This window comes from Streptomyces goshikiensis (genome assembly GCF_014650555.1).
GTDB classification, from domain to species: Bacteria; Actinomycetota; Actinomycetes; order Streptomycetales; family Streptomycetaceae; genus Streptomyces; species Streptomyces goshikiensis.
On record NZ_BMVE01000003.1, the window covers coordinates 405,606 to 428,891 of the forward strand.

General features: G+C 73.4%; 19 protein-coding genes and 1 pseudogene. 9 read left to right on the forward strand and 11 right to left on the reverse strand.

Annotated elements, in window-relative coordinates; all coding sequences use genetic code 11:
- Positions 1–11: 11 nt before the first annotated feature.
- Positions 12–587, forward strand: a complete 576-nt coding sequence (locus IE248_RS11930; protein ID WP_050779382.1) for a helix-turn-helix domain-containing protein — start codon at positions 12–14, stop codon at positions 585–587.
- A gap of 16 nt (positions 588–603) precedes the next feature.
- Here IE248_RS11930 and IE248_RS11935 read toward each other — a convergent pair whose 3' ends face one another.
- Together IE248_RS11935 and IE248_RS38385 are read right to left on the reverse strand one after the other, a co-directional pair.
- Entirely contained in the window at positions 604–1,992 is a 1,389-nt protein-coding gene (locus IE248_RS11935; protein ID WP_190030688.1) for a hypothetical protein, read from the reverse strand.
- A 143-nt stretch (positions 1,993–2,135) separates the two neighbouring features.
- On the reverse strand, positions 2,136–3,191 hold the full coding sequence (locus IE248_RS38385; RefSeq protein WP_308438143.1) for a tetratricopeptide repeat protein: 1,056 nt from the start codon (positions 3,189–3,191) through the stop codon (positions 2,136–2,138).
- Between the two features lie 134 nt (positions 3,192–3,325).
- On the opposite strand from IE248_RS38385, the gene IE248_RS38390 reads away from it, so the two are divergent.
- Positions 3,326–4,420 (forward strand): hypothetical protein, encoded by a 1,095-nt coding sequence (locus IE248_RS38390; protein WP_308438144.1) that lies wholly within the window; start codon positions 3,326–3,328, stop codon positions 4,418–4,420.
- A gap of 111 nt (positions 4,421–4,531) precedes the next feature.
- On the opposite strand, the pseudogene IE248_RS38395 reads toward IE248_RS38390, so the two are convergent.
- The 3 genes and pseudogenes from IE248_RS38395 to IE248_RS11950 all read right to left on the reverse strand — a co-directional run.
- Positions 4,532–5,035, reverse strand: a pseudogene (locus tag IE248_RS38395) (AAA family ATPase); the annotation flags it as partial.
- Positions 5,036–5,177: 142 nt separating this feature from the next.
- Positions 5,178–6,527 carry a cytochrome P450 gene (locus IE248_RS11945; RefSeq protein WP_190030689.1) on the reverse strand — a complete coding sequence of 450 codons (1,350 nt, stop codon included), beginning with the start codon at positions 6,525–6,527 and terminating at the stop codon, positions 5,178–5,180.
- A gap of 14 nt (positions 6,528–6,541) precedes the next feature.
- Positions 6,542–7,579: a terpene synthase family protein gene (locus IE248_RS11950; protein ID WP_190030690.1), complete on the reverse strand. Its 1,038-nt coding sequence runs from the start codon at positions 7,577–7,579 to the stop codon at positions 6,542–6,544.
- 424 nt (positions 7,580–8,003) lie between these two features.
- Between IE248_RS11950 and IE248_RS11955 the strand changes: the two genes are divergently transcribed.
- Positions 8,004–8,363, forward strand: coding sequence for a hypothetical protein (locus IE248_RS11955; RefSeq protein WP_100580860.1), 360 nt, complete (start codon positions 8,004–8,006; stop codon positions 8,361–8,363).
- On the opposite strand, the gene helR is transcribed toward IE248_RS11955, so the two are convergent.
- Positions 8,350–10,548, reverse strand: a complete 2,199-nt coding sequence (gene helR / locus IE248_RS11960) for an RNA polymerase recycling motor ATPase HelR (RefSeq protein ID WP_190030691.1) — start codon at positions 10,546–10,548, stop codon at positions 8,350–8,352. The two genes, IE248_RS11955 and helR, sit on opposite strands and share 14 nt — an antisense overlap.
- Positions 10,549–10,914: 366 nt before the next feature.
- Positions 10,915–11,151, reverse strand: a complete 237-nt coding sequence (locus IE248_RS11965; protein WP_073798670.1) for a chaplin — start codon at positions 11,149–11,151, stop codon at positions 10,915–10,917.
- A 209-nt stretch (positions 11,152–11,360) separates the two neighbouring features.
- Here IE248_RS11965 and IE248_RS11970 point away from each other — a divergent pair, with 209 nt between their 5' ends.
- From IE248_RS11970 to IE248_RS11985, 4 genes are all read left to right on the forward strand, one after another.
- Positions 11,361–11,831 (forward strand): hypothetical protein, encoded by a 471-nt coding sequence (locus tag IE248_RS11970; protein ID WP_100580858.1) that lies wholly within the window; start codon positions 11,361–11,363, stop codon positions 11,829–11,831.
- A 121-nt stretch (positions 11,832–11,952) separates the two neighbouring features.
- Complete coding sequence (locus IE248_RS11975) at positions 11,953–12,108, forward strand: DUF6131 family protein (RefSeq protein WP_008742351.1); 156 nt, start codon at positions 11,953–11,955, stop codon at positions 12,106–12,108.
- Positions 12,109–12,297: 189 nt separating this feature from the next.
- Positions 12,298–12,759 (forward strand): BP74-related protein, encoded by a 462-nt coding sequence (locus IE248_RS11980; RefSeq protein WP_073780044.1) that lies wholly within the window; start codon positions 12,298–12,300, stop codon positions 12,757–12,759.
- A 110-nt stretch (positions 12,760–12,869) separates the two neighbouring features.
- Positions 12,870–14,645 (forward strand): AfsR/SARP family transcriptional regulator, encoded by a 1,776-nt coding sequence (locus IE248_RS11985; protein WP_190030692.1) that lies wholly within the window; start codon positions 12,870–12,872, stop codon positions 14,643–14,645.
- Positions 14,646–14,897: 252 nt separating this feature from the next.
- Here the strand turns inward: IE248_RS11985 and IE248_RS11990 are convergent, their stop codons facing one another.
- Positions 14,898–15,587 carry a helix-turn-helix transcriptional regulator gene (locus tag IE248_RS11990; RefSeq protein ID WP_190030693.1) on the reverse strand — a complete coding sequence of 230 codons (690 nt, stop codon included), beginning with the start codon at positions 15,585–15,587 and terminating at the stop codon, positions 14,898–14,900.
- A gap of 180 nt (positions 15,588–15,767) precedes the next feature.
- On the opposite strand from IE248_RS11990, the gene IE248_RS11995 reads away from it, so the two are divergent.
- Both IE248_RS11995 and IE248_RS12000 read left to right on the forward strand, forming a co-directional pair.
- Entirely contained in the window at positions 15,768–18,596 is a 2,829-nt protein-coding gene (locus tag IE248_RS11995; RefSeq protein ID WP_190030694.1) for an AfsR/SARP family transcriptional regulator, read from the forward strand.
- A gap of 88 nt (positions 18,597–18,684) precedes the next feature.
- Positions 18,685–19,878: a macro domain-containing protein gene (locus IE248_RS12000; RefSeq protein WP_190030695.1), complete on the forward strand. Its 1,194-nt coding sequence runs from the start codon at positions 18,685–18,687 to the stop codon at positions 19,876–19,878.
- 16 nt (positions 19,879–19,894) lie between these two features.
- Here the strand turns inward: IE248_RS12000 and IE248_RS12005 are convergent, their stop codons facing one another.
- Genes IE248_RS12005 through IE248_RS12015 form a run of 3 tightly spaced genes read right to left on the reverse strand, consistent with a single transcriptional unit; the run spans position 19,895 to position 23,232 of the window.
- Positions 19,895–21,403 carry a hypothetical protein gene (locus IE248_RS12005; RefSeq protein WP_190030696.1) on the reverse strand — a complete coding sequence of 503 codons (1,509 nt, stop codon included), beginning with the start codon at positions 21,401–21,403 and terminating at the stop codon, positions 19,895–19,897.
- A gap of 10 nt (positions 21,404–21,413) precedes the next feature.
- Complete coding sequence (locus IE248_RS12010; RefSeq protein ID WP_190030697.1) at positions 21,414–22,541, reverse strand: protein phosphatase 2C domain-containing protein; 1,128 nt, start codon at positions 22,539–22,541, stop codon at positions 21,414–21,416.
- Positions 22,542–22,551: 10 nt separating this feature from the next.
- Positions 22,552–23,232, reverse strand: coding sequence for a vWA domain-containing protein (locus IE248_RS12015; protein ID WP_073798677.1), 681 nt, complete (start codon positions 23,230–23,232; stop codon positions 22,552–22,554).
- Positions 23,233–23,286: the final 54 nt, after the last annotated feature.

The window sequence follows — 23,286 nt, forward strand, 5'->3', positions numbered from 1 at the left end:
ACGTTCGGCTGGTGTCCCGACCCGAACCCACACCCGAAGCCGTCGAGGTCGGACGGGTGATCCGAGCCTGGCGCAAGCGGCGCGGCATCTCGATGGCCTCGCTCGCCGCCGGCTCCGGGCTGTCCCAGCCCTTCCTCAGCCAGCTCGAACGCGGGCTCGCCACCCCCAGCCTCAGCTCCATCTACCGGATCGCCGAGGCCCTCGACGTGACCCCCGGCACCTTCCTGCGCCCCCCGGACCGCCCCGGCGCGGTCAGCCACGAGAGCGACCCCCAGGTGATCCGGGTCAGCGAGGCCGCCGGGCAGGTGGCGCGGGTGCTGATCCCCGGCGGGCGCAGCGGCCTGATGGAGGCGTACGAGCACCACTTCGAGCCCGGACGGGGCGAGCGCGGCTGGTTCGAGCACCCCGGCGAGGACTTCCTGTACGTCCTGGAGGGCGAGGTCGTGCTGGAGGTCGAGGGCGAGGAGCCCCTGACCCTGCGCGCCGGGCAGAGCGCCCACCACCGCGGCGACGTCCCGCACCGCTGCCGCCTGCCCGGCCCGTCGGCCGCCGCCGCGCGCACCCTCCTCGTCACGGCGAACGGCTGACGGGCCCGCCGCTACGTCAGAGCGCGGCCTTTCCGCTCGCGAGCGGCCACTCGCGGTGCAGGGCGCCCAGCGGAACGCGACGCTCCAGGATGGGCGTTCCGAACAGGGACAGCTGGAGGTGCAGCTGCCCGCTCAGGTCGAAGCCGCCGTACACGGCCCACGCCCCGCTCACCGAGGCCTTGCCGTCGCTGGAGGCGGAGGCCTTGACGTCGGCCTCGCCGCGCAGGTACGGGGCGAAGTCCGCGGAGACGCCGACGGCCCCGTACAGGCCGACGGAGGCCTCGGCGCCGAGGGCGCCCTTGACCTGGCCGGCCGCGGTGACCTCGGCCTTCACCGGAGTGCTCTGGACGTTCGAGGTGCTGACCGGATTCCAGCCCTTGCCCGTCGCGTAGCTGCCGCCGACCCGGAAGTCGCCCTTGACTTCCTGCCGGACGTCGAGGGTGACCCGCCCGTCGGCCTCGACCTGGACGTAGACGGTCAGATCGAGGTTGACGACGACCGGAACCGGGCCCACCTGGATGACCGGGGCGCTGTGCAGCTTGGCGAACGGGATCCGCTTCGGGGCGCCCGTGCTCGCGGCGGCGTGGCCCTTGAGGTTCCACTGCGAGGCCCAGTCGCCGCTCATCCCGAGGAACGCGGTGCGCGGACCGGCGCCGCCCGATCCGTCGTACGAGAACTCCACCGTCGGGGCGAGCTGGACGAAGCCGGAGACCGAGGCCCCGGCCGATACGGGGGCACCCGGGGCGGTCTCGACCGGGACGTCCACGTCGAGCCGCAGGTTGCCCAGGGGCAGCTTCGCGCCCTGCGGGCCGAACCGCACGCCCTGGCTCTTGGCCCAGGAGAAGGTGACGCCCTTCATCAGGGGCTCGACCGCGACCGAGGCCGGGTCGACGGGGACCTTGCCGTCGGCCTTGTCGTCATTGAGGACGGAAGACAGCGTTGTCGGAGCCGTCTTGACCTCGGTGCCGCTGTCGGTCTTCTTGCCGACCTCGGTGACCTTCGCGAGGAGGCCGTTGGGGGCGCCCGGCGCCGGTGCGCTGGCGATGACGTCGCCCACGACGACGGGCTTCTCGGCCGCGGGGGAGCGGCCCGGGGAGGGGGTGGCCCGCTGCGGGGCCGAGGATATGACGGCCCGTCCGGTCGCCTGGTCGTAGGAGGCGACCTTCAGCGAGGACTTCTCGGGGGCGCCCTTCCCGGAGCCGACGCGGGCCACGGCCGTCGGCGTGGGGCTGCCCTGCGGCGCCGCGGCGACGTCGAGCTGCTGGGTGCCGTCGGCCGCGGGCGCGAGGGTGGCGGGGGCCGCGGGATCCGCCGCACCGGTGTGCGTGGCGGAGGAGCAGCCGGTGGCGGTGAGCGCCAGGGTGATGAGGCCGGGGAGCAGGAGGCGTCTGGCGAGCATGCGCACGTACGTAAGACCTTCTGGTTGGGGGGAGGTTACGCTACTGAGAAGTAACGTGAGGGTTGATCATGCCAGGCACGATCACCACACCTCTCCCCGCACCAGCGATAACCGGCCACCCCCCGACGCCCGTTCGCCCCGGCCGGTGGTCAGCCTTCCAGCGCCCGCCGCAGCCCGAGCCGGTCGGTGCCCAGCTTGGTGAAGACCGCGGACAGCAGCTCGGAGACCGCCTGCGCGTCGGTCCGCAGCTCCGCCGCGATCGCCGCGTTGTCCAGACCGACCGAGGCGCGCGTCGCCGCCGCGTGCTCGGCGAGCGTCAACGTGTCCTGTTCGGACGCGTGCAGCCGGCGCGGCCGCAGACCCGCCGACGCCAGCTGGGACCGGGCACGGCTCACGAGCCCGTTCGCCCCGCACGCCGAGGCGGCCTCCATGCCCCGGTAGAGCTGCTGGGCCGCCCGGTGCGGATCACCGATGGTGTGCAGGGCCGTACCGTGATCGATCAGCGCATGGGCGAGTTCGCAGGCGGCCGGGGACTGTTCGAGGTGGTTCACCGCCTCCTGCAACAAGCCCGTCGCCCGGGACGCGTCCACGGTCGCAGCCGACACGCGCAGGGCATGCCCGATCGCGCTCGACGTCCCGAACACCCGGGCCCTGGCCACCGCCTCGGCCGCCGTGGCACGCGCCTGCTCGGGCTCCTTCGCGATCTGGGCGAGGGCCAGGTCGAGCTGCCAGGGACTCCAGGACGGATTGCGCGTTCCCCGCAGATCGAGCCGCTTGCCCGCCGCGGAGAGGTGCTGCTTCGCCTCGTCGATCCGCCCCTGCGCCAGCAGGAGTTTGCCCCACACCGCCTGCGGATCGGGGTAGACGACCGCCTGCGGGAAGCCCTCCGCCAGCTTGTACGCGTGGGCGACCCGCAGCGCCTCCTCCGTACTGCCCCGGGCCAGCAGCGTCTCGATGAGCGTGCCCACCGCGTACCACTGCGCCGGGATGTCGTGTCCGACGCGCTCGGCGATCTGCAGCCCGTTGCGCACGAAGTCCTCGGCCTCGGCGAGCCGCCCGCGCCGGAAGCGGACGTAGCCGAGCAGGGTGTACACGAACGAGAGGTGCGCGCCGCGCCAGCCCTTCGACTCGAACTCCATGATGCCCGCGTTGAAGAGTTCCTCGGCGCGCCCCGGCTGGTCGCAGTACATGAGGGTGACCGCCACGACGGCCGGCACCTCGAACCGAAGTCCTGGTCGGTCCAGTTCATCCCGCCGTCCAGCGCCTGCTCCGCGTACTCCAAGGCGGTGGCGGCCGGTTCGCCGCGCATGGCGGCGTCCCACGCGCGCAGTCCCAGGATGTGCCGCTCGGGAACGCCGCGGCCGGTGAGCCGCTTGGCGAACTGCGCGAGGAGGCGGGAGCGGGCCGGCGAGTTCGCCTCGTCCATCCGGACCGAGTTCCACTTGAACTGCTCGGCCTGCATCCGCAGCCGGGTGCGGGAGCTGGTGGCCAGCTTGGCCTCGTCGGAGAGCAGCCCGGCGGCCTCCGCGAGCTGACCCGTGTGGGCCATCGCCTGGGCGAGCCGGTACGTGATCGCCTCCCGCAGCTCCTGGTCCGCCTTGGGTTCCTCCAGCGCGGCCCTGAGCTGGTTGATGGTGGTCGCGGGATCGTGCAGCAGGTTGGCGGAGCCGAGCTCGAAGAGCACCTCGGCCCGGTACTCCGCGTCCGGCGGCTCGCGCAGCGCGCGGGCCAGGTAGCGGCGCGCCGCGTCGGGAGCGCCCGCGGAGAAGCTGTCCCGCGCCGCCTGCCGCAGCTGCTGCACCACCCAGGGGTCGCCCTCGGGGTGCATCTCCAGCAGGTGGCGCGCGGCGGCTGCGGCGCCGAACCCGTCGTCGACCAGGGCCTGGGCGGCCATGCCGTGCATGGCGACGCGGACGCCCGGCGGGATCGACCGGTACACGGCCGTGGCGATGAGCGGGTGGAAGAACTCCACGACCTCCTGGCGGCGCAGGCTGGTGAGGACGGTCAGGATGCGCGCGTCACGCAACTGCGCGATCGCGTCGGCCGCCTGCGCCTCCCCGAGGGCCGCGACGCCTCCGACGATGCTGATCGGGACGGCGGTGCCCAGTACCGCGGCGGCCCAGGCGAGCCGGACGGTGGAGGTCCCCAGCTGTTCGAGGCGGTCGATCAGGCCGCTGCCCTTGACGGCGGAGGCCAGGTCGCGCAGCTGGGGGATGCTGTCCTGGTGCGGCTTCAGACCGCGGTCGCGGCCCTTCATGGCGAGTTCGACGACCTCGAAGGGGTTGCCGCCGGTGATCGCCCAGCACTCGCGGCAGAAGACGTCGTCGGCGTTGTCGCCAAGGGCGTCGCGCACGATGCGCGCCACGGCGCTCGTGGTGAGCGGAGCCAGTTCGTGAGGTCGCGTCCCCTGGCGCTTTATCAGGGCGCGCAGTGATCCGGCGTCGGCCGGGATCTCGTCGGGCCGGCACGCCACCATGATCAGCATGGCCAGTTCCTCGGCCCGCGCCGCGAACGCGGTCAGCCAGGCCAGGGACTCCGCGTCCGCCCAGTGCGCGTCGTCCAGCACCAGGACGACGGGCGCGCTGCGGACCGTCAGATGGGTGACGACCCAGTCCAGACCGTCGCGCACGCCCTGCGGGTCGGGCGCGGTGAGGCCCTCGGGAGCCGCGGTCAGCCCCAGCGCCGGGGCGACGATGCCGTACCAGGTGCCGAGGACGTCGCGGCGTTCATCCTCGGTCATGGCGGCGAACGCGGGCTGGATGAGCTGGCGCATCACATGGAACGGGACTTGCCTCTCCTGCTCGCCGCCACGGGCGAACAGCACGGTGCAGTGGCGTTCCGCGGCATGCCGTCGGGCCTCGGCGAGCAGGGTGGTCTTGCCGATGCCGGCCGATCCCGCGAAGGTCAGAACGCCGCCGCGGCGGGAGGGCTGGCTGCTGTCAGGGGTGCCGCACAGATCGTCCACCGCCCGGTGGATCGCCAGAACCTCGGATTCCCTTTCGAGTAAGGGCTGAGACGCCCATCCTTGTGGTTCTGTGGCATACGACATTCTCCAGCCCCCTCCAGCGCGCGTGCCGTCGAGTCTACGGGCCAGTAGGAAAGTTGGTGCTCCTTAAGCACATTATCTCCGCATCTCGCCACTCGTTCGAGGGAGACGCTGTATCGTCGGCTGACTTCGGCGCGGAACGGCGCTATCTTGCGACCGGAATCATGGGGAGTTCACTGGGCTGGGGCATTCCGGCCGGGAGTTCACGCACCGTCACACCCGGGGCGGGAACCAATCGCCAGCGGGACGCCACGGTCGCCACCGCCGTCAGGATCTCCGCCACCGCGAACGTGTCGCCGATGCACTTGTGCTGGCCCGCCCCGAACGGGATGTACTGGTGCGCGCGCCGGCGCTCCTGCGCCTCCTGCTGCCAGCGGTCCGGGTCGAAGACCCCGGGGTCGCGGAACAGCGCCGGATCCCGGTGCAACGCGTAAGGGCTGTAGGCCAGTTCGGCGCCCGCCGGGATCGACACGCCGCCGAGCGTGAGGGGCACCAGGGCCTGCCGGGTGAAGAGCAGCGGCGAGTGCATCCGCAGCGCCTCCTGGAACACGTTGTTCGTGTAGGTGAGCTGGGGGATGTCGCCGATGCGGACGGGCCGTTTGCCCACCACCGCGTCGATCTCCGCGTGCAGGCGCTTCTCCGCCTCGGGGTGCCGGCCGAGCTCGTGGAATATCCACGCCAGGGTGGTCGCCGAGGTCTCCGTGCCGGCGAACATGATGGCGATCACCTCGTCCCGCACCTGTGCGGCGTCCATCCGCTCGCCCGTCTCGGCGTCCACGCTCGACAGCAGCAGGGAGAGGAGGTCGCTGCCGCCCTCCTGCGTGTCCCCGTACTGGGCGATCACCTGGTCGATGATCGCGCGCAGCCGGGCGGCCGCCGCGTCGAAGCGCCGGTTGAGCGGGACGGGCAGCCGGTCCAGCGACTTGGGCATGACCGCGCGCAGCAGCATTCCCTCCAGCACGATCGGCAGCGAGCGGTGCACCTCGGCGATGGCCGGACGGCTCAGATCCCCCGAGAAGATCATCTCGGCGACCGAGGACAGGGCGTACCGCCGGGCCTCGGTGACCATCGAGATCTCCGAACCCGCCGTCCAGGACCCGGTCATCTCCTCCGCCGCGCGGCCCATCACCTCGGCGTACTCGGCGATGTGGTTGCGGTGGAACGCCGGCTGGATCATCCGGCGCTGCTTGCGGTGGAAGTCCCCGTCGGTCGTCACGATGCCGTTGCCGAACATCGGGCGGAGCCGGTCGAATATCCTGCCGCGCCCGAACTTCTGCGCCTGCTGCACCAGTACGGCGTGGACGTGGTCCGGGTTCGTGAGCATGTGGACGGGCCAGGTGCCGATGTCGAGCCGGACGACGTCGCCGTACTGGCGCAGGGACTCCAGGAATGCGATGGGATCGCGCCACAGGGGGAGGGCATGGCCCAGGAGCGGTAATCGCCCCGGGGCCACCGGGGCGCTCTTCGCCAGGCCGGATCGTGCTGTGCGGGCCATGGACCGACTCCCTGTCATGCCACCGAGATCAGGTCCGGGCGGGTGTACGCAGACTCCAGCCCGGCCGCGAACCGTTCGTCGCTGTACCGCGTGCACTCGTAACGCTGCCACAGATCGGCGCCGATGATCCAGTCTTGATAACTGCGCACGCAGCGGGTGACCGCGGTGCGTACGGAGGGATCCGTGTCCGGGCGCGCCTCCATGAGCCGCAGCAGCTGCCGCTCGGACTCCAGGTACTCCTCGATGCGGGCCTGGATGCGGCCCTCGACCGCCTGGACGGCATCGGGCAGCGAGCGTCCCTCCCAGGTGGCGACGAGGGAGACGAGGTTGTTGTTGTCCCCGCAGGAGTACTCCTTCGGCAGGGAGAACACGTCGTTGCCCCAGGAGATGACGTCCAGCGCGCTGTCGACGACCGCCCGGAACTCCGGGAGGTCGTGGATGTGCTGCGGCAGGTCGATGCCCAGTCCGGCCTCCACCATGTCCATCATGGGAAGGATCTGGGAGCTGTGCCGGCGCATCAGGATGTAGTCCTGGAGCGCGGGCCGCTCGGCCGCCCGGCGATTTCCGGCCTCCTGGTCCAACGAGCCCAGCATGAGCGGGACATGGGTGCGGTAGCGGGCCGCGGTGCCCTGCGACATCCCGGCCAGTATCCGGTCGCACAGGTCCATGAACCCGGCCACCAGGGGGTTCTGGCGCGCCGAGGCGTCACCCGCCTTGCCCGTCTCCAGGTACTCGGTGATGGCTCCGATGACGGGGCGCCAGGCGGCCACCTGACCCGTCCTGATGAGGTGGTCGTGCTGGTCGTCGAGGACGAACGACCAGGCCATCCACTCGGCGAGCAGGAGGATCCGGTCGTACGGGACGTCGCCGCTCACCCGGCCCGCGAGGTGGCCGCAGCCGATGCCGGAGAACTCCTCGGCGGCGTGCGTGACGAGCTCGTGGTGCAACACCCAGGACGTGGCCTCGGTGTTGGCCCGTGCGGCCTGCGGATGCTTGGAGTTCCCGAACGGAAGGTGAAAGTCGGGAACGGCGAATGAGTGGAGCTGGGCCATTGATCCCCCCACGGCAGAGTCGGATTCGTCAATACCAGCTCAATGTAAAGAGCGTGACTGCCCGTGCGCGCCAGAACGCCTCCTCTGCTGCGGAGTTGTCATGGCGACACGCCGGAGCATATGGAATGAACCGGTCGCGGAGCGACCAAATCCCGCCCACGCGCGACCGTATCAGGCCACCCCTGGAGTGGTTAAGGCTTGTGACGAGGTGCACTGCCAAACTGGAAGTGCCCTTCCGTCAATTCACCCTGGAATTGCCGCTCCGATATTCCAATGGCGCATGCGGCTGGCATAGTCGGACCGCCGGGCCGTCCGGGAGGCGCTGCCGGGGGTGGCCTCCACGGGTGTGGCCGAACAACACCCCGTCCACGGTGACGCTCCCTACACTTCCAGGGGACGCGGCCGTCCGGAGAAGGGCGAGAACATGACCGACCACCATCCGGCAGGCTCGGGAGACGGCCAGGACGTCGATGTCCTGGGCCCCTACCTGGAAGTCTTACGGGCGCGCCTGACCGGTGAGCGGTTCGAGGTGCTCATCCGGGCGGTCCAGACCACCTGCGCACTGCTGGCCGAGGACCAGGAAGCCGTCCTCAAGGTGCCGGCGGCCACCGAACTCGCCCCCGATCTCCAGCGCGAGTACCTGTCCCTCATGGCCGTGATGATCACCGGCCACCTGGACCACCGGCTGGTCGAGATCGCCGCCCCCGACGGGGGCAAGGGCTGGGCGGTCGTCGACAACACCCGCCCCTACCCCGCCCGTCCGGCCGATGTCAGGAGCTCGTGAGCACCACGAGCTGCCGGGTCGCCCGGGTCATCGCCACGTAGCGGTCGACCGCGCCCGGGACGCCCTCCCCGAACTCCTCCGGGTCGACGAGGACGACCAGGTCGAATTCGAGACCCTTCGACAGCTCCGGGGTCAGTGACCGGACGCGCGGCCGCGCCCGGAACGCACCCGCTGCCCCGCCGGGCGAGCCGATGACGCAGGCGGTCCCGGCCTCGTGCCCGGCGAGCCAGGTGTCGAGGACGTCGTCCAGGTCGCAGACGGAGCCGTGGACGACGGGGACGCCGCCGGACCGGATCGAGACCGGCACGTTGGCGTCGGGCAGCGCGGCCCGGATGACCGGCTCGGCCTCCGCCATCACCTCGCGCGGCGTGCGGTAGTTGATGCTCAGGGAGGCCAGCTCGATCCGGTCGATCCCGACCCGCTCCAGGCGCTCGGTCCACGACTCCGTGAAGCCCCGCCTCGCCTGGGCGCGGTCCCCGACGATGGTGAAGCTCCGGGAGGGGCAGCGCAGCAGCAGCATCTGCCACTCCGCGTCGGTCAGTTCCTGGGCCTCGTCCACGACGACGTGCGCGAAGGGCCCGGCGAGCCGGTCCGGGGCGGCCGTGGGCAGGGCGCCCTCGTCGATCAGGCTGTCCTGGAGGTCCCTTCCGCGCAGCATCCGCACCGCGCCCTCGCTGTCGTCTCCGGCCGAGTCGATGTCGGCGACCGAGACGATCTCCTCGATGACCCGGGACATGCGCTCGCGCTCGGCGGCGACCGCGGCGTCGTGCCGGCGCCGCCGCCGCGCCGCCCCGGGGTCCCCGAGCCGCTGCCGGGCCGCGTCCAGGAGCGGCAGGTCGGACACCGTCCAGGCCTGGGGGGCCGCCTCGCGCCGCAGCTTCGCCACCTCGTCGCGGCCGAGCCAGGGAGCGCACATCCGCAGATAGGCGGGTACCGTCCACAAGTCCGAGACCAGGTCGGCCGGTTCGAGCAGCGGCCAGGCCCGGTTGAAGGCCGTGACCAGCTCCGCGTCCTGCCGCAGCGACCGCAGGAAGGCGGCGTGCGAGATGCCGTCCTCCTCCTCGTCCATGCCCTGCTTGTCCATGAGGATCGTGGCCAGTTCCTCCCAGATCTGCTCCCGCGCCTCGTTGTGCGGGCTGCCCGGGCCCGGCGCCCCGAACGCCTCGGCCCAGTCGTCGGGGCTCACCCGGACGTCGCCCCAGGCCGTACTGACCGTCATGCCCTCGGCGGGCGGTTCCTCGTAGAACGCGACCGCCTTCTCGATGGCCCGCACCATGTCCGCGGACGACTTCAGCCGGGCCACCTCCGGGTCGCTCTCGGGGGCGACCGAGGCGCCTTCGGCGACGAGGTCGCGCAGGGTGCAGGTCTGTACGCCCTCCTCGCCGAGGCTGGGCAGCACGTCGGCGACGTACCCCAGGTAGGGCTCGTGCGGGCCGACGAACAGCACGCCGCCACGGCGGTGGCCGAGGCGCGGGTCGCTGTAGAGGAGGTAGGCGGAGCGGTGCAGGGCGACGACGGTCTTGCCCGTGCCGGGACCGCCGTCGACGACCAGGGCGCCACGGGAGCCCGCGCGGATGATGGCGTCCTGGTCGGCCTGGAGGGTGCCGAGGACGTCGCGCATCCGCGCCGACCGGCTGCCGCCCAGGGCGGCGATGAAGGCGGACTGGTCGTCGAGCGCGGCGTGCCCCTCGAACCCGTCGGTGGTGAACACCTCGTCCCAGTAGTCGTTGACCCTGCCGCCGGCCCAGCGGTACCGGCGGCGGCCGGCCAGCCCCATCGGGTTCGCGTGGGTCGCCGCGAAGAACGGCTCGGCGGCGGGGGAGCGCCAGTCGATCAGCAGCCGGCGGCCCTCGCCGTCGGTGAGGCCGAGCCGGCCGATGTACAGCGGCTCGGGGTCGTCGGCGCCGACGACCCGGCCGAGGCACAGGTCGAGGCCGAAGCGGCGCAGGGTGCGCAGGCGGGCGGTCAGCCGGTGGATCTCCGCGTCCCGCTCCATGGCCTCCCGGCCCAGGCCGCCGGGCGCCCCGCGCAGCTCGGCGAGGCGGTCGGACAGCTCGGCGATCGCCTCGTCGAGGCTCTGCGCGATGGCCGCGAAGTGCCGTTCGTCGCCGCCGATGAGCGAGGGGTCCGCCTTGGCGGAGAGGCGCTCGGGAAGGCCGAACGCACTGGTCGTCACGGGGTTCATGTCAGCGGCTCCGATCCGCGGCGGCCGGCCGCCGCAGGGCGGGCCCCACCGGCCCGGTGTCACCGTGAAACCCATATACAGACAGCAGCACACGCACTTCGTGAATCTCCCATTTCCGCAGCTTCTGGCCTCGGCGAGCGATTCTGCGGCACGGTGGGGGCCTTGCCGCAAGCCCCCCAGCGCGCTATAAGTTGAGAGTGGAAAGGAGTGGGTGCACCTCCTTCTCCCCCCCTCTCCCCTTCCCCCTCCTCCTTGCTCCCCGCGCGGGCGCGCCCCTCGACCGGTCCGGAAGCCGCCGGAGCCCCGCCCCCCGGGTGGGGAACGGGGCTCCGGCGGCCGTACGGCGGACGCGTCGGTCGTTCGGTGTCAGTCGTTGACGCAGACGTTGCCGGCCGTCGGGTTCAGCAGCCCGATGATGTTGACGCTGTTGCCGCAGGCGTTGATGGGGATGTGGATCGGGACCTGGATCAGGTTTCCGGAGAGGACGCCCGGGGAGCCGGCCGCGATGCCGTGGGCCTCGCTGTCCGCCACCGCGGAGCCGGCGCCGCCGAGTACGGCACCGGCGATCAGGCAAGCCGCTGCGGCCAGGGTGCGGATTTTCATGTGGGTCTCCCGTTGAGTGATGGGGTGTGCGGAGCCATCCCACAACAGGTGCGGGGGCGGGCCCGGACATTCCTCCACTCGTGGGCCGGGCCGCCGCCCAAAGAAGCGGAGGGATCCGTTCTAAGGCAGTTCTCATCCCGTACCCAGCTTCCCCACAGCAACGGGGAGCAGGATCGGACGGAGTCAGTCGTGATCACGGAAGGGCTCTCATGAACAACGTCCGCAAGCGCGCGGGTATCACCGCAGGTGTGGTTCTGGCCGGTATCGGCCTGGCCTTCCCCGCCGTGGCCTTCGCCGAGGATCACTCCAAGCCCGCCACCGCCGCCGAGGCGCGCCCGCACGCGGGCAAGGGCGCCGAGCTGCGCGAGGAGCACCGCAAGGAACTTGCCGAGGCCCTCGCGAAGGACCTCGGCGTGCCGGTGGACAAGGTGACCGGCTCCCTGGACAAGTTCCGCGCCGCGCAGGGTGAGAAGCACCGCGAGGAGCGCAAGGACCGCAAGGACGAGCGGGCGGGCGAGCGGCCGGACGCGGCCGCGCTCCAGAAGAAGCTGGCCGACCGCCTCGACCAGGCGGTCAAGGACGGCAAGCTCACCCGGGCGCAGGCGGACGCCGTCATCGCCGCCGCCAAGGCCGGGGTGCTGCCCGGGCCGGGCGGCGGCCCCCACCACCAGGAGCGCTGACCCCGCTCCACAGCTTCATGGGCGCCGGCGCGCATGAATGGCTCCAGGGATGGTAGACGCAGGGAGGCCTCTTCGCTCCCAGCGGGCGAAGCCGTGAGCCGGGAAGTCTGGGAGGTTTGTCGTGATTATCCTCGGAGTCATCCTGCTGATCATCGGATTCGTCACCGGCCTGTCCATCCTGTGGACCATTGGTGCGATCCTCGTGGTGGTAGGCCTGGTCCTGTGGCTTCTCGGTGCCCTCGGGCACGCGGTGGGAGGCCGTAACCACTACTGGTGAGCCTCTCCGCTCCCGGCCGTAGGCCCACCGGATCCCGGATCCGGTGGGCCTACGGCGTTCTCCCGGGCATCCTTGACGGGCCTTTTGGGCATCCTTGAGCTGGAATAGACCATTCCGTTGGTTTCCGGATTACGTTCGCCGCATACGGGTCGTAGAGCGCGACCCGGCTGAAACCTGGAGGTCTCAGACATGCGACGTACCCTCACCAAGGCCGGCAGCCTCGCGGCGGTCTCCCTCTTCGCCCTGGCCCTGGCCGCGCCCGCGCAGGCGGCACAGGACAGCGCCGCGGCCGCGCACCCCGCCGCCACGAAGGCGGTCTACTTCGAGTTCACCGACGGCAGGAACACCTTCGTCATCCAGCTCACCGACGCGGCGAAGATCCGGCAGGCCCGCGACGTCATCAACGGCGTCGACACGGAGAACATCAGCGTCATGGGCAAGATCGTCAAGACCCCCGCCTCGTACAACAAGCCCTGGAAGTACACGCTCGCCCCCAGCTCCGTGAAGTTCTTCAGCATGGCCACCGAGGTGTGCGACGCGAGCATCTCCTACGTCAACGAGCACCTGGACGAGGTGGGCGGCGCCCTCCTGCCCAATTCCACCTGGTGTCCCTGGCAGTCGAAGCTGACGCGCGAGATCCCCGCTCCGTAGGCGGCGGCGAACCGGACGGCCGGCCGCCGGACCCCCCGCCCGCGGCCGGCCGTCCCCGCGGCGGCGAAGTAACCTTTCCCCTCAGCGCGGTCCGGGGAGCGGGGAGGTACGTGGCGGAGACGGAGCGCGGGTGCCCGCTCGCCGAGGGCGTACGGTTCCGGCTGCTCGGGCCGATGACCGCGCGGACGGCCGACGGCGCCGCGCTGGCCCTGGGCCCGAACCAGCAGCGCGCGCTGCTCGCCGTACTGCTGCTGCGGGCGGGGCGGCCCGTCCCCGTACCCGAGCTCTGCGACGCGCTGTGGGGAGAGCGCCCGCCGGCGCGCGCCGTGGGGACCGTACGGACGTACGCGTCCCGGCTGCGTGCCCTCTTCGAACCGGACCGCCAGGCCCGGGCACCCGCCCGGATCCTCGTCTTCGCCTCCGGCGGCTACGCCCTGCGACTGTCCCGCCCGGCGGTGGACATCGACGAGTTTGAGCGCGGGCTCACCGACGCCGCCCGGCTGCGAACCGCCGGAGCCGTCCGGGAGGCGTACCGCACCCGGGAGCGGGCCCTCGCACTCTGGACGGGCTGCCCGCTGGCCGGCCTCCCCGGCCCCCACGCCGAGGCCCGGCGCGACCGGCTCACCGGACTGTGGCTGACCGCCCGCGAGGCCCACTTCCACGACGCGCTGGAACTCGGCCTGGACCGCGAGACCCCGGCCGTCCCGGCCCTGCGCGCCTTCGCCGCCGAACACCCGCTGCGCGAGGGCGCCCAGGAACTGCTCATGCGGGCCCTGCACCGGGCGGGCCGCACCGGCGAGGCACTCGCCGTGTACGAGGCCACCCGCGAGACGCTCGCCCTCGAACTCGGCGCCACCCCCGGCCCCGGCCTGACCGCCCTGCACCGCACCCTCCGCTCCCGCTCCCGCCCGACCCCCCGCCCCCTGGCAGGCCCGTGCGCCGAGCGGGGTGCGGCCGGGCCCTTCGTCGGGCGGGACGCGGAGAGCGACCTCGTGCTCGGGGTGCTCGCCGGGGCGCCGGAGGCGGTGCCCGTCGCCGTGCTCACCGGTATGCCCGGCATCGGGAAGACGGCCCTCGCCGCCCATGTGGCCGAGCGGGCCCGCGGGCTGTTCCCCGACGGGGTGCTGCGGGTCGGTCTCGGCGCGGGCGCCGCCGCCCCGCTCGGCCGGCTCGTACGCGCCCTCGGGGCACCCGAAGCGGCGGTGCCGGAAGGGACCGAGGCCCGGGCGGCGCTCTACCGCTCGCTGCTCGCCGGGCGGCGCGTGCTGCTCCTCCTGGACGGCGCGCTCGACACGGCCGGACTGCTGCCCCTGCTGCCCGGGACGCCGGGGTGCGCGGCGCTGGTGACCTCGGCCTCGCGCGGGCTCGTCGTACCGGGGGCGCGGCCGGTCGAGGTACCGGAACTGGACGACGGCGCCGCGCTGGAGCTGCTCGGCGCCGTCGCGGGCGCCCGGCGGGCTCGCCAGGACCCTGCCGGGCTGCGCGAACTCGCCGGCCTGTGTGCCGGGTTGCCGCTCGCGCTGCACCTGGCCGGGCGGCGGCTACGGCTGGAGCCCGGCCTGTCGGCGGCGGAGCTGGCGTCCCCGGCCGGTACCGGACCGCTCGCGCGGCTACGGGCGGACGGCCGGGCGGTCGAGGACGGCTTCCGCCGCCGCGCCCAGGGGCTGTCGCCGGGCGCGCTCCGGGCCCTGCGGGCGACCGCGACGGCGCCGGACCGGTTCGGCCCGGCCGAGGTGGCCGCGCTGCTCGCCGCCGGGGAGCCCGAGGCGGCCGGCGCGATCGAGGAACTCGTCGACTCCGGGCTGCTGGCGCCCGGGGTGTCGGGCCGCTACCGCTGCCACCCCCTGGTCCGGGCCTTCGCCCGCCACCGGCTCGGTCCCGCTTAGGGCGACTCGCGCGGATCCCGCCCCGCCCGCGCCGCCGAGCCCCGCAGGAGACGGCCCCTGGCCCGTCGTCACCGTGGCACCCGGCACCGCTGCGCACCGCGCCGCGTTGCCCAGGCGCCCGCGCCCGCGCCCGCGCCCGTCCGGTACGGTGCCTCGTTGTCGGGCCGGGCGGGTACGTCCGGTATGAGCCTCGGCCCTCCGTCTCGCGACGCATCGGACGCCGCGCCCCGGCAGACCCTTCCGGTCACGGCTCTAGATGTAGCCCTCGCGCAGTGCGTAAGCCACCGCGTGCGCGCGGTTGTTGAGCCGCAGCCGTGTCATCAGCCCGTGCAGGATGTTCTTGACGGTCCGCTCGGAGTAACAGAGCTTCTCCGAGATCTGGCGGGTGTCCAGCCCCTCGGAGATGAGGCGCAGTACGTCCGTCTCGCGCGGCGCCATGCCGAACAGCGTCGTGCAGGCCGCGCCCGGGGGCGTCGTCGCCCGCTGCGAGCGGCGCAGCCGGTGCATCTGCCCCAGCACCCGGCCGATCACGTCCGGCGGCAGCACGCATTCCCCCTGCGCGGCCTGCCGTACGGCCGTGACCAGCCGCTCCTCGGTCGCCTGGTGCCGCCAGACGATGGCCTGCACGCCGTACTCCACGACCGAGAACAGCTCCGATTCGCGCAGTTCGCGGGCGACGAGGACCACGCGCCGCTCGCCGCCGCGCAGGAGCCTGCGCAGTTCGGCCGTCGAGCGTTCGTCGATCTGGTCGATCAGCATGACGGCCACTCTCGCCTCGGCGGCCTCGGCCGCGGGGCCATCCCCCTCCGGCTCCGGCGGCCACGGCACGACCCGCACCGCGGGCTGTCGGTCCAGGAGGCTGAGGACCCCGGCCCGGCTGAGCGGATCGGCAGCATGGATCGTCACGGTCACGCGGTCGGTGCGGTCGGTCAGAACCGGCATCGTCTTTTCCTTCCCCGAAGTCTTGCCGGATGAAGAGTGGCAAAGCCGGATCAACAGCCGATCGACGCCCGATGAGCGTTCCGCGTGATCCGTCCCCTTCCGCATGCCTTGGTACAGTTCCAGCTGGGTGGCGGGTACACGCACATTGCGCGCGTCCGTAGGGGAGTTGGAAGAGGAACCATGAGCGGAACGCGCCCCGGAACGTACTTCTCCCTGCTCGGACCGGTCCAGGCGCACCGCGATGATTCCCCGCTCCCGCTGGGCCCGCCCCAGCAGCGCGCCCTGCTCGCCATGCTGCTGTGCCGGCGCAACGCGGTCGTGGGCCTGGACGAGCTGATCGACGGCCTGTGGGGCGGGGAGCCGCCGCGCTCGGCGGTCGGGACGGTCAGGTCGTACGCGTACCGGCTGCGCCGCGCCCTCGGCGGCGGGCTCCTCACCCACGGGCGGGGCTACGCCCTCCAGGTCGGCCCGGGGGAGCTGGACCTGACCCGCTTCGACGAGCTGACCACCCGGGCGCGCGCCCATGTCTCCGCCGGTGACCCGGAAGCGGCGCGGGACCTGCTGGCGCGGGCCCTGGAGATGTGGCGGGGGCCCGCCCTCGCCGGGCTGCCCGGCCCGCAGGCCCGCATCCAGCGCGAGCGGCTCGCCGAACTACGGCTGTCGGTCCTGATGGAGCGGGTCGAGCTGGACCTGCGGCTGGGCGGCCACGGCGGGCTCGTCGCCGAGCTGACCGGCCTGTGCCTGGAGCACCCCCTCAACGACCGGCTGCGCACGCTCCGGGACGCCGCCCTGGAACGCGGCGGCCGGGAACGGGAGGCGCGGACGACACCGCCCGGCGCCGAGGCCCCCGCCGCCGCCCCCACCCCGACCGCCCCACCGCACTTACCCGTACCGGATCAACTCCCCTATGTCCCGGGTGACTTCACCGGGCGCGCCGAGGCGGTACGGGACCTGCTCGACGCCCTGGCCCCGACGGCCCCCGAGACGGTGGTCGTCTGCGCCGTCGGCGGGATCGGCGGCATCGGCAAGACCACCCTCGCCGTGCACGCGGCCGGACGGCTCAGGGAGCACTTCCCCGACGGCCAGCTGTACGCGAACCTGCGCGGCGTACGCGAGGACCCGGCGGACCCCGCGGCCGTCCTCGCCGGATTCCTGCGCGCCCTCGGGGTGACGGACCCCGCGCTCCCCGAAGAGCCGCGGGAACGCGCCGCGCTCTACCGGACCCGCCTCGCGGGCAAGCGGATCCTGCTCGTCCTCGACGACGCCCGGGACGCCGCCCAGATCGAGCCCCTCCTGCCCGGATCGCCCACCTGCGCCGTGCTCGTCACCAGCCGCAGCACCCTGTCCGGACTCCCGGCCGCCAGGCGCCTGCGCCTCGACGTCCTGCCCGCCGCCGAGGCGCTGGCCCTGCTCGGCCGGATCGTGGGGGAGGAGCGCATCACCGCCGAGCCCGCCGAGGCCGCGGCCCTCGTCGAGCGCTGCGGCGGGCTGCCCCTGGCGGTGCGCATCGCGGGATCCCGGCTCGGGACGCGGCCGGCCTGGAAACTCGCGGACTTCCGCCGCCTCCTCGACGGCCGCCGCCCCGCGTTCGGCCCCGGGTTCGGCCCCGCCCTCCCCGGCCGGGACGAGCCCGAAGGCAGCGTCGAAGCCTGCTTCCGCCTCGGTTACGACCTGCTCGACGCGGGGCAGGCCCGGCTGTTCCGGCTCATGGTCGTCCCCCGCACCCCGACGCTGGACCTCGCCTCGGCGGCGGCGCTCGCCGGGCTGGACCCCGCCGAAGCGGAGCGGCACCTGGAACGGCTGACGGCGCTCGGTCTCCTGGAATCCCCGGCCCCGCTGACCTACCGGTTCCACGACCTGCTGGGGGAGTTCGCCGCCGCCCGGTCCGAGGAACGCGACAGCCCCGGGGACCGTACGGCGGCCCTCCTGCGGCTGGCCGACCACATGCTGGCCTGCGCCCGGGAAGCGTACGCCGCCGAGCGCCCGGGCCACCCCCTCGTGGGCCTGCTGACACCCACGACCGCGCGGGGCGCGTCCTTCGAAGCCGGCCCCCCGCACATCGAGGCCGTGCTGGCCGTGGCCGTGCAGACCCTGGAGGCGCGGCCGTCGGCCGTCGGGCTGATCGCCGACACGCTCCTCGCGCTCGACCCGGCGCTCGACGGCTCGTTCCTGTGGGCCGCGCTCCTCACCCCCGCCCGCCGGGTCCTGCGTACCGCCGAGGAACAGGAGGACCTCCGCGCGGCCGGCCGGACCGGCTTCCTGCTGGGCTCGGCGCTCACCCGGCTGGGCCGGTTCGACGAGGCGGAGGCCGCACTCCACGACGCCGAGCGGGCAGCGGCGGCGGCCGCGGACGAGGTGGTGCGCACCGAGATCCTGATCTGCCGGGCCGTCGCCCGCCAGGGCCGCGCCGACTGGACGGCGGCCGACGCGCTCTACCGGGAGGCCATCGCCGCGGGCACCGCCTGCGGCAACGCGTGGGGCGCCACCAACGCCCGCTCGAACAGCGTCAGCACACTGCTCCGCCTGCGCCGCTACGCGGAGGCCGCCGAGGCCTGCCGGCTCAGCCTCACCGCGGCCCGCGAGGGCGGTGACCGCTACGGGGAAGCCCACGCCCTGTACAGCCTCGGGATCGTCGCCCGCCAGGGCGGCCGCGCGGCGGAGGCGATCGCCCGGCACCGGGAGAGCGCCGAACTGGGCGTGCGCGGGGGCTACCCGGCCCTGGAGGTGATGAACCTGATCTCCGAGACCGCGGCCCACCTCGCGGCCGGCCACCCCCGGGAGGCCGCCGAGTGCGGCGAACGCGCGCTGGCCGCGACCGAGCGCCTCGGCTGGCGCGCCGCGCAGGCCCGGACCCTGCGCCTGCTGGGCACCGCCCTGGCCGAATACGGCGACCACGCCCGCGCGCGGACCCGTCTGACGCAGGCCCTGGCCCACCTCGAAGCCCTCGCCCTGCCCGAGGCCGCCGAGGCCTCGGCCGTCCTGGCCTCCCTCGCCCCTCCTGGACACTGATCATCAAGTCGACGTATTCGCAGGCCGGTTGGGGCTCTCACGGCCCAAGCGGTTGCTGGTGCACAGGGTGCGGCAGCATGCTGCACGCATGGAATTCTCTCCCACCGCCGCCACGCTGCCCGGCATCGTCGCCGAGCTGGGCCTGGTGCGGACCCATGGACTGCTGGGCCTGCGGAGCCTCGAACTCCCGCTGCTGCAGGCGGCGTCGGCCGCCCACGGCGGCGGCGCCGGTGGCGACGGGGGCCAGGAGATACGGCCGGGCGCCGTGGAGACGCTGTTGCGGGACGCCGTGGAGACCCTGGGCGGCGGCGACCTGCAGACCGCCGCCGCCTACACGTTCGGGCTGACGCAGGGAGCGAGGGAGTGGGCGGCCCAGGACCGCAGGCGCCGGGCGGCCGGGGTGTTCCGGGTGAGCACCGACCGGTTCCGCAAGCACCACGAGAAGCTGGTGCTCGCCGAGACGGCGGAAGCCGTGCTCAGCCTGTGCGCGGCGCGGGGGGCTGCCGGCGGATCCGCCGCGGCGCCCGCCCGGGCGGCCGGGCCCGCACCGCTCGGCCCGCTGCCGCTGGACGTCGTCCTCGGCGGCACGAAGGCCCGTATCACCGTGCACACCGGCCCCATCGAGTTCGTCACCGGCGTCGACGTCCTGGTCTCCTCCGAGAACACCTACCTGGAGATGTCGCGGACCTTCAGGCCGACCACCTCCGGGGCGCTGCGCCGCGCCGCCGCCCGCCAGAACGCGGCAGGGGGCATCGTGGACGACGTACTGGCCCGCGAACTGCACGACTGGCTGGTGCGGTTCGCCGCCCCGGGCCTGCCCGTCGCTCCCGGCACCGTCGTCGCCACCTCGGCCGGCGAGCTCGCCTCCCAGGGCGTCCGCCGGATCTACCACGCCGCCACCGTGATGCCGAGGTCCGACGGCGGCTACGACACCACGCCCGCCGTCGTCACGAAGGCGGTCCGGCAGGTCTTCGAGGAGGCCGCGGTGGAACGGGACGGCTTCGCCCCGCCCCTGACCTCGCTGTGCCTGCCGGTGCTCGGCGCCGGGCGCGGCGGCCTGGCACCGGCGGCGAGCCTGCGCGCGATGCTCGCCGCGATCGGCCCCGCGCTCGCCGAACGGCCCTACTGGGAGGTGCACCTCGCGGTGCGGCGGCCCGAGGTGGCCCGCGTCGTGCTCGACGTCTTGGCGGAGTACCGCCCGATGACGGCGGCCCACGCTCAGGAGGCGCCCGCCGGACGGCCCGAGCACGCGCGCACGGCGGACGGCCGGCCGGAGGACTGACCGGTCCGGCGCCTCCTCAGTCCGCATCGGTCACGTCCGTCAGGCGGTACGAACTCGTCGTGCCGTCCGGCACGGTGACCCGGACCCGGTCCCCGTCGATCTCGTAGAGGTAGTCGCCCCGGGACGCCCGGTACCCGGTGTCCGTCCGGGTCGCCGGGATCGTCATGGTGTCCGGCCGGTCCAGCAGCCCGCCGTGGTAGTACACCCTGGCGTCGGCCGTCCGGCACAGGGTGATGTCGTGCCGGTCCGTCAGGTAGTGCCGGAGCAGTACCGCGTCGCTCCTGGAACCGGCGGGCAGGTCCGCCGCGATCTCCGCCGGGCACGGCCGCCCGCCGGCGGACGGGCCGTGGCCCGCGCCGTCTTCCCCCCGGCCCCGGAACACGAGGTACCCGCCCCCGCCGATCAGGGCGAGGACCAGGACCACCACGAGCGCCCACCACCCGTAGCCGTCCCCCGAAGGCGGCGGCGGGGGCGGGGCGGCCCGCCGGGCGGGCGGCTGGTGTACGGGCCGCTGCGCGGGCCGCCGGGCGGGTACGAGCGCGGGCGCGGGCGCCGGCGCGGGGATCCGGGCGGCCGCCTTCGGCTGGGCGAACGCGGCCCGGTATCCCTGGGCGTACGTGTCCAGTACGTCGAGCGCGGGCCGGCGGAAGTTCCCCTTGCCGTCGAGGTAGACCGCTTGGAGGGCGCTGCGCCACTGCGCCGCCGTGGGCCGGTCGTCCGTGGCGAGTGGCTGGTCGAGCGCCCGGGCGAACATGCCCCGCAGCTTCGGGTCGAGGCGCTGCGGGAAGCCGGAGGCCCTGCTCCAGGTCCCGCCCACGTACTGCGGGCCGCCGGGGTTGAGGAACAGACCCTTGTACAGGGCCAGCGCCAGGGCGTACCGGTCGCTGTAGCGGTCGTGCGCCCGAATCTTCTGGCCCTGTAGCCGGGGGTCCTCCCAGCCGGGGGTGCAGACGCCGTGCGCCGGCGCGGGGGAGAAGGAGCGGATCCCGTCGCTGTCGATCAGGTACGCGTGTGACGGCGACGGCCGCCAGACCAGGTTCTTCGCGGAGACGTCCCCGTGCAGCAGTTGCTCGGATTCGAGGAACGCGAAGATGTCGCACACCCGGATCAGCACCCCCACCCGGACCGCTGCCCGCGGCGGGTTCGCGCGGGCGAGGGAGAGGAAGTCGAGCGTGCGCGGACTCTTGCCGTCGCGCATGAAGTCGCCCGGGATCAGGGGTACGACGACACCGCTGACCTGCCGGCCCGAACGCACGATGTCGATGGGCCAGTTGACCGAGGAATCGGCGGTCTCGGCGAAGGAACCCGCGGCCTCGGCGCGGGCCACGACGGCTTGCCCCACCTGCTGGATCCGGGTCAGCTGTGCGATGTCGGCGGGGTCCGCCAGCGGTGTGCGGTACTCCTTGTAGACCCGTACGACCCCTTTGTCGTCACGGCAGCGGTACAGCCTGGCCTGGCCGCCGCTGTTCAGCTCGGCGTCGTCCACGGCGTACCGGCGGCCGGAGGAACCGCTGAGATGACGCATGACCTGTTCCTCACGGTTCCAGGCGGGGGATGTGATCGAGGGGCGCGGACCAGGTGATCAGCGCCGTACGGTCGTCGTGGGAGCCCTGGCGGCGGTAGCGCAGGGAGTCGAGCATCCGGGCGGGGCCACAGGGCACCGACCAGCGCGAGGCCAGCCAGGTCCGTACGGACGGCGAGTCGAACAGGTCGATCGCCAGCCCGTCGGTGGTGACGACGACCGCGTCCACCCCGGCCAGCGCGACGGGGGCGTACTCGGCGACCCGGGCCGGATCCTCGCAGGGCAGGTACGCCGTGACGACGTTGGCCGGCCCCTCGCTCGCGGCCGGGAAGGGGGCCTCGTACCTTCCCCGGGCGAGGGTGAAGACGTTGCAGTCGCCGACCCGTACGGCATGCCCCGTGAGGGCGTGCCGCGCCACGCCCTCATCCTCCCCCTCGCCCTCGGCGGGCAGCGGCAGCCAGCACACCGCGACGGTGGCCGCGAGGTCCGAGTCCGTCAAGGGCTCCAGAACGGCCGCGCGATGACGCCGTACCGCCGCGTTCCCGGTGGCGAGGACCTCCCGCAGGACGTCCTGCGGGACCTCGGCCATCCGCTGCCCCGTGATGTGGGCGGCGGCCTCGCAGAGGTACGAGGCCAGCAGGCCCGCGCCGGTCTGCGCCGTCGCGGGCCGCGAGCCGAGGCCGTCGCAGACGACCAGGACGAGCCCGGAGCCGTCGTGGGTGGCGGTGTACCGGTAGACGTCCTGGCCGGACGTGCCGTGCAGCAGGTGCGAGGTGCCGGTCAGGCTGGCCGCCGCGATCCAGCGTCCCCGCAGCAGCCCGCCGTCCGCGCGCATCCCGGGCAGGCCGGTTGGGAGACCGGTCAGCAGGGGCGCGGGCAGCGGGGACAGCGGCCCGGTGCGGGGAGCCTCGGTGGGCAACTCCGCGAATCCGACGCCCTGTTCGGCCGTCACCACCTCGGCGGAGTGCGTGTCGTGCGTACCCGTACCGTCCTGCTGGGTGTCCTGGGTGTCCTGGGTGTCCTGTGCGTCCGCCGGCTCCGGGGCGGTGGCCCCGGAGCCGGACGGGCCGGCGGGGGAAGCGGGGCCGGCCGTGGCCGCCGACGGCTCCTCCCGAGGGCCGCGCCACCACTTGAGGCTCATCGACGGCCCGTCAGTTCGTGAAGACCGGCAGCGGCGTCAGCCCGGTGGACTCCGGAATGGTCAGCCCCGCCGCGCCCCCCGCCTGGAACGAACCGGAGGTCGTCTTGATGCTCATCAGCACGGTGTGCAGGATCTCCTTGACCGCCACCGCCGGGTCCATGTCCTCGGCGAAGAAGGCGTGCCGGGTGGACACCTGCGCGATCACATCGCGGTTCGCCTGCCCGAAACCGAAACTCACCACCTCCGCGCCGTACTTGTCCTCCTTGCTCCGCAGCCGGTCGAAGCCGCTCTTCCAGCTCTGCGAGGAGTTGTGCTGGCCGTCGCTGAGGAAGAACACCACCGGCCGGTGGTAGCGCGCGCCCCGGCCGAGGGCGCCGATGCCGTCGACGAGCGCCTCACGGCCGACCCTGAACCCCTCGGCGAAGTCGGTGCCGCCCTGCGGGCTGAGCGTGGGCATCCGCGCGTGGGCCATGTCGCTGAGCGGCAGGACACAGGCGGCAGTGTCGGAGAACGTGACCACCGAGACGCGGGCGATCTCTCCGGTGGTCGGGTCGTCCAGGATCGCCCGCTGCATGGCGGGGAGCGCGGTGTTCATCGCCGCCATCGGGCCGCCCGACATCGACCCGGACACGTCGATGAGAAGGCAGACGGGGAATACCGCGGGACGTTCCGATTGCGAGAACTGGGACACGGGAACTCCAATTTCGTGCGGACGCGCGAGACGGGCATGGAAGTGACCGGAAGG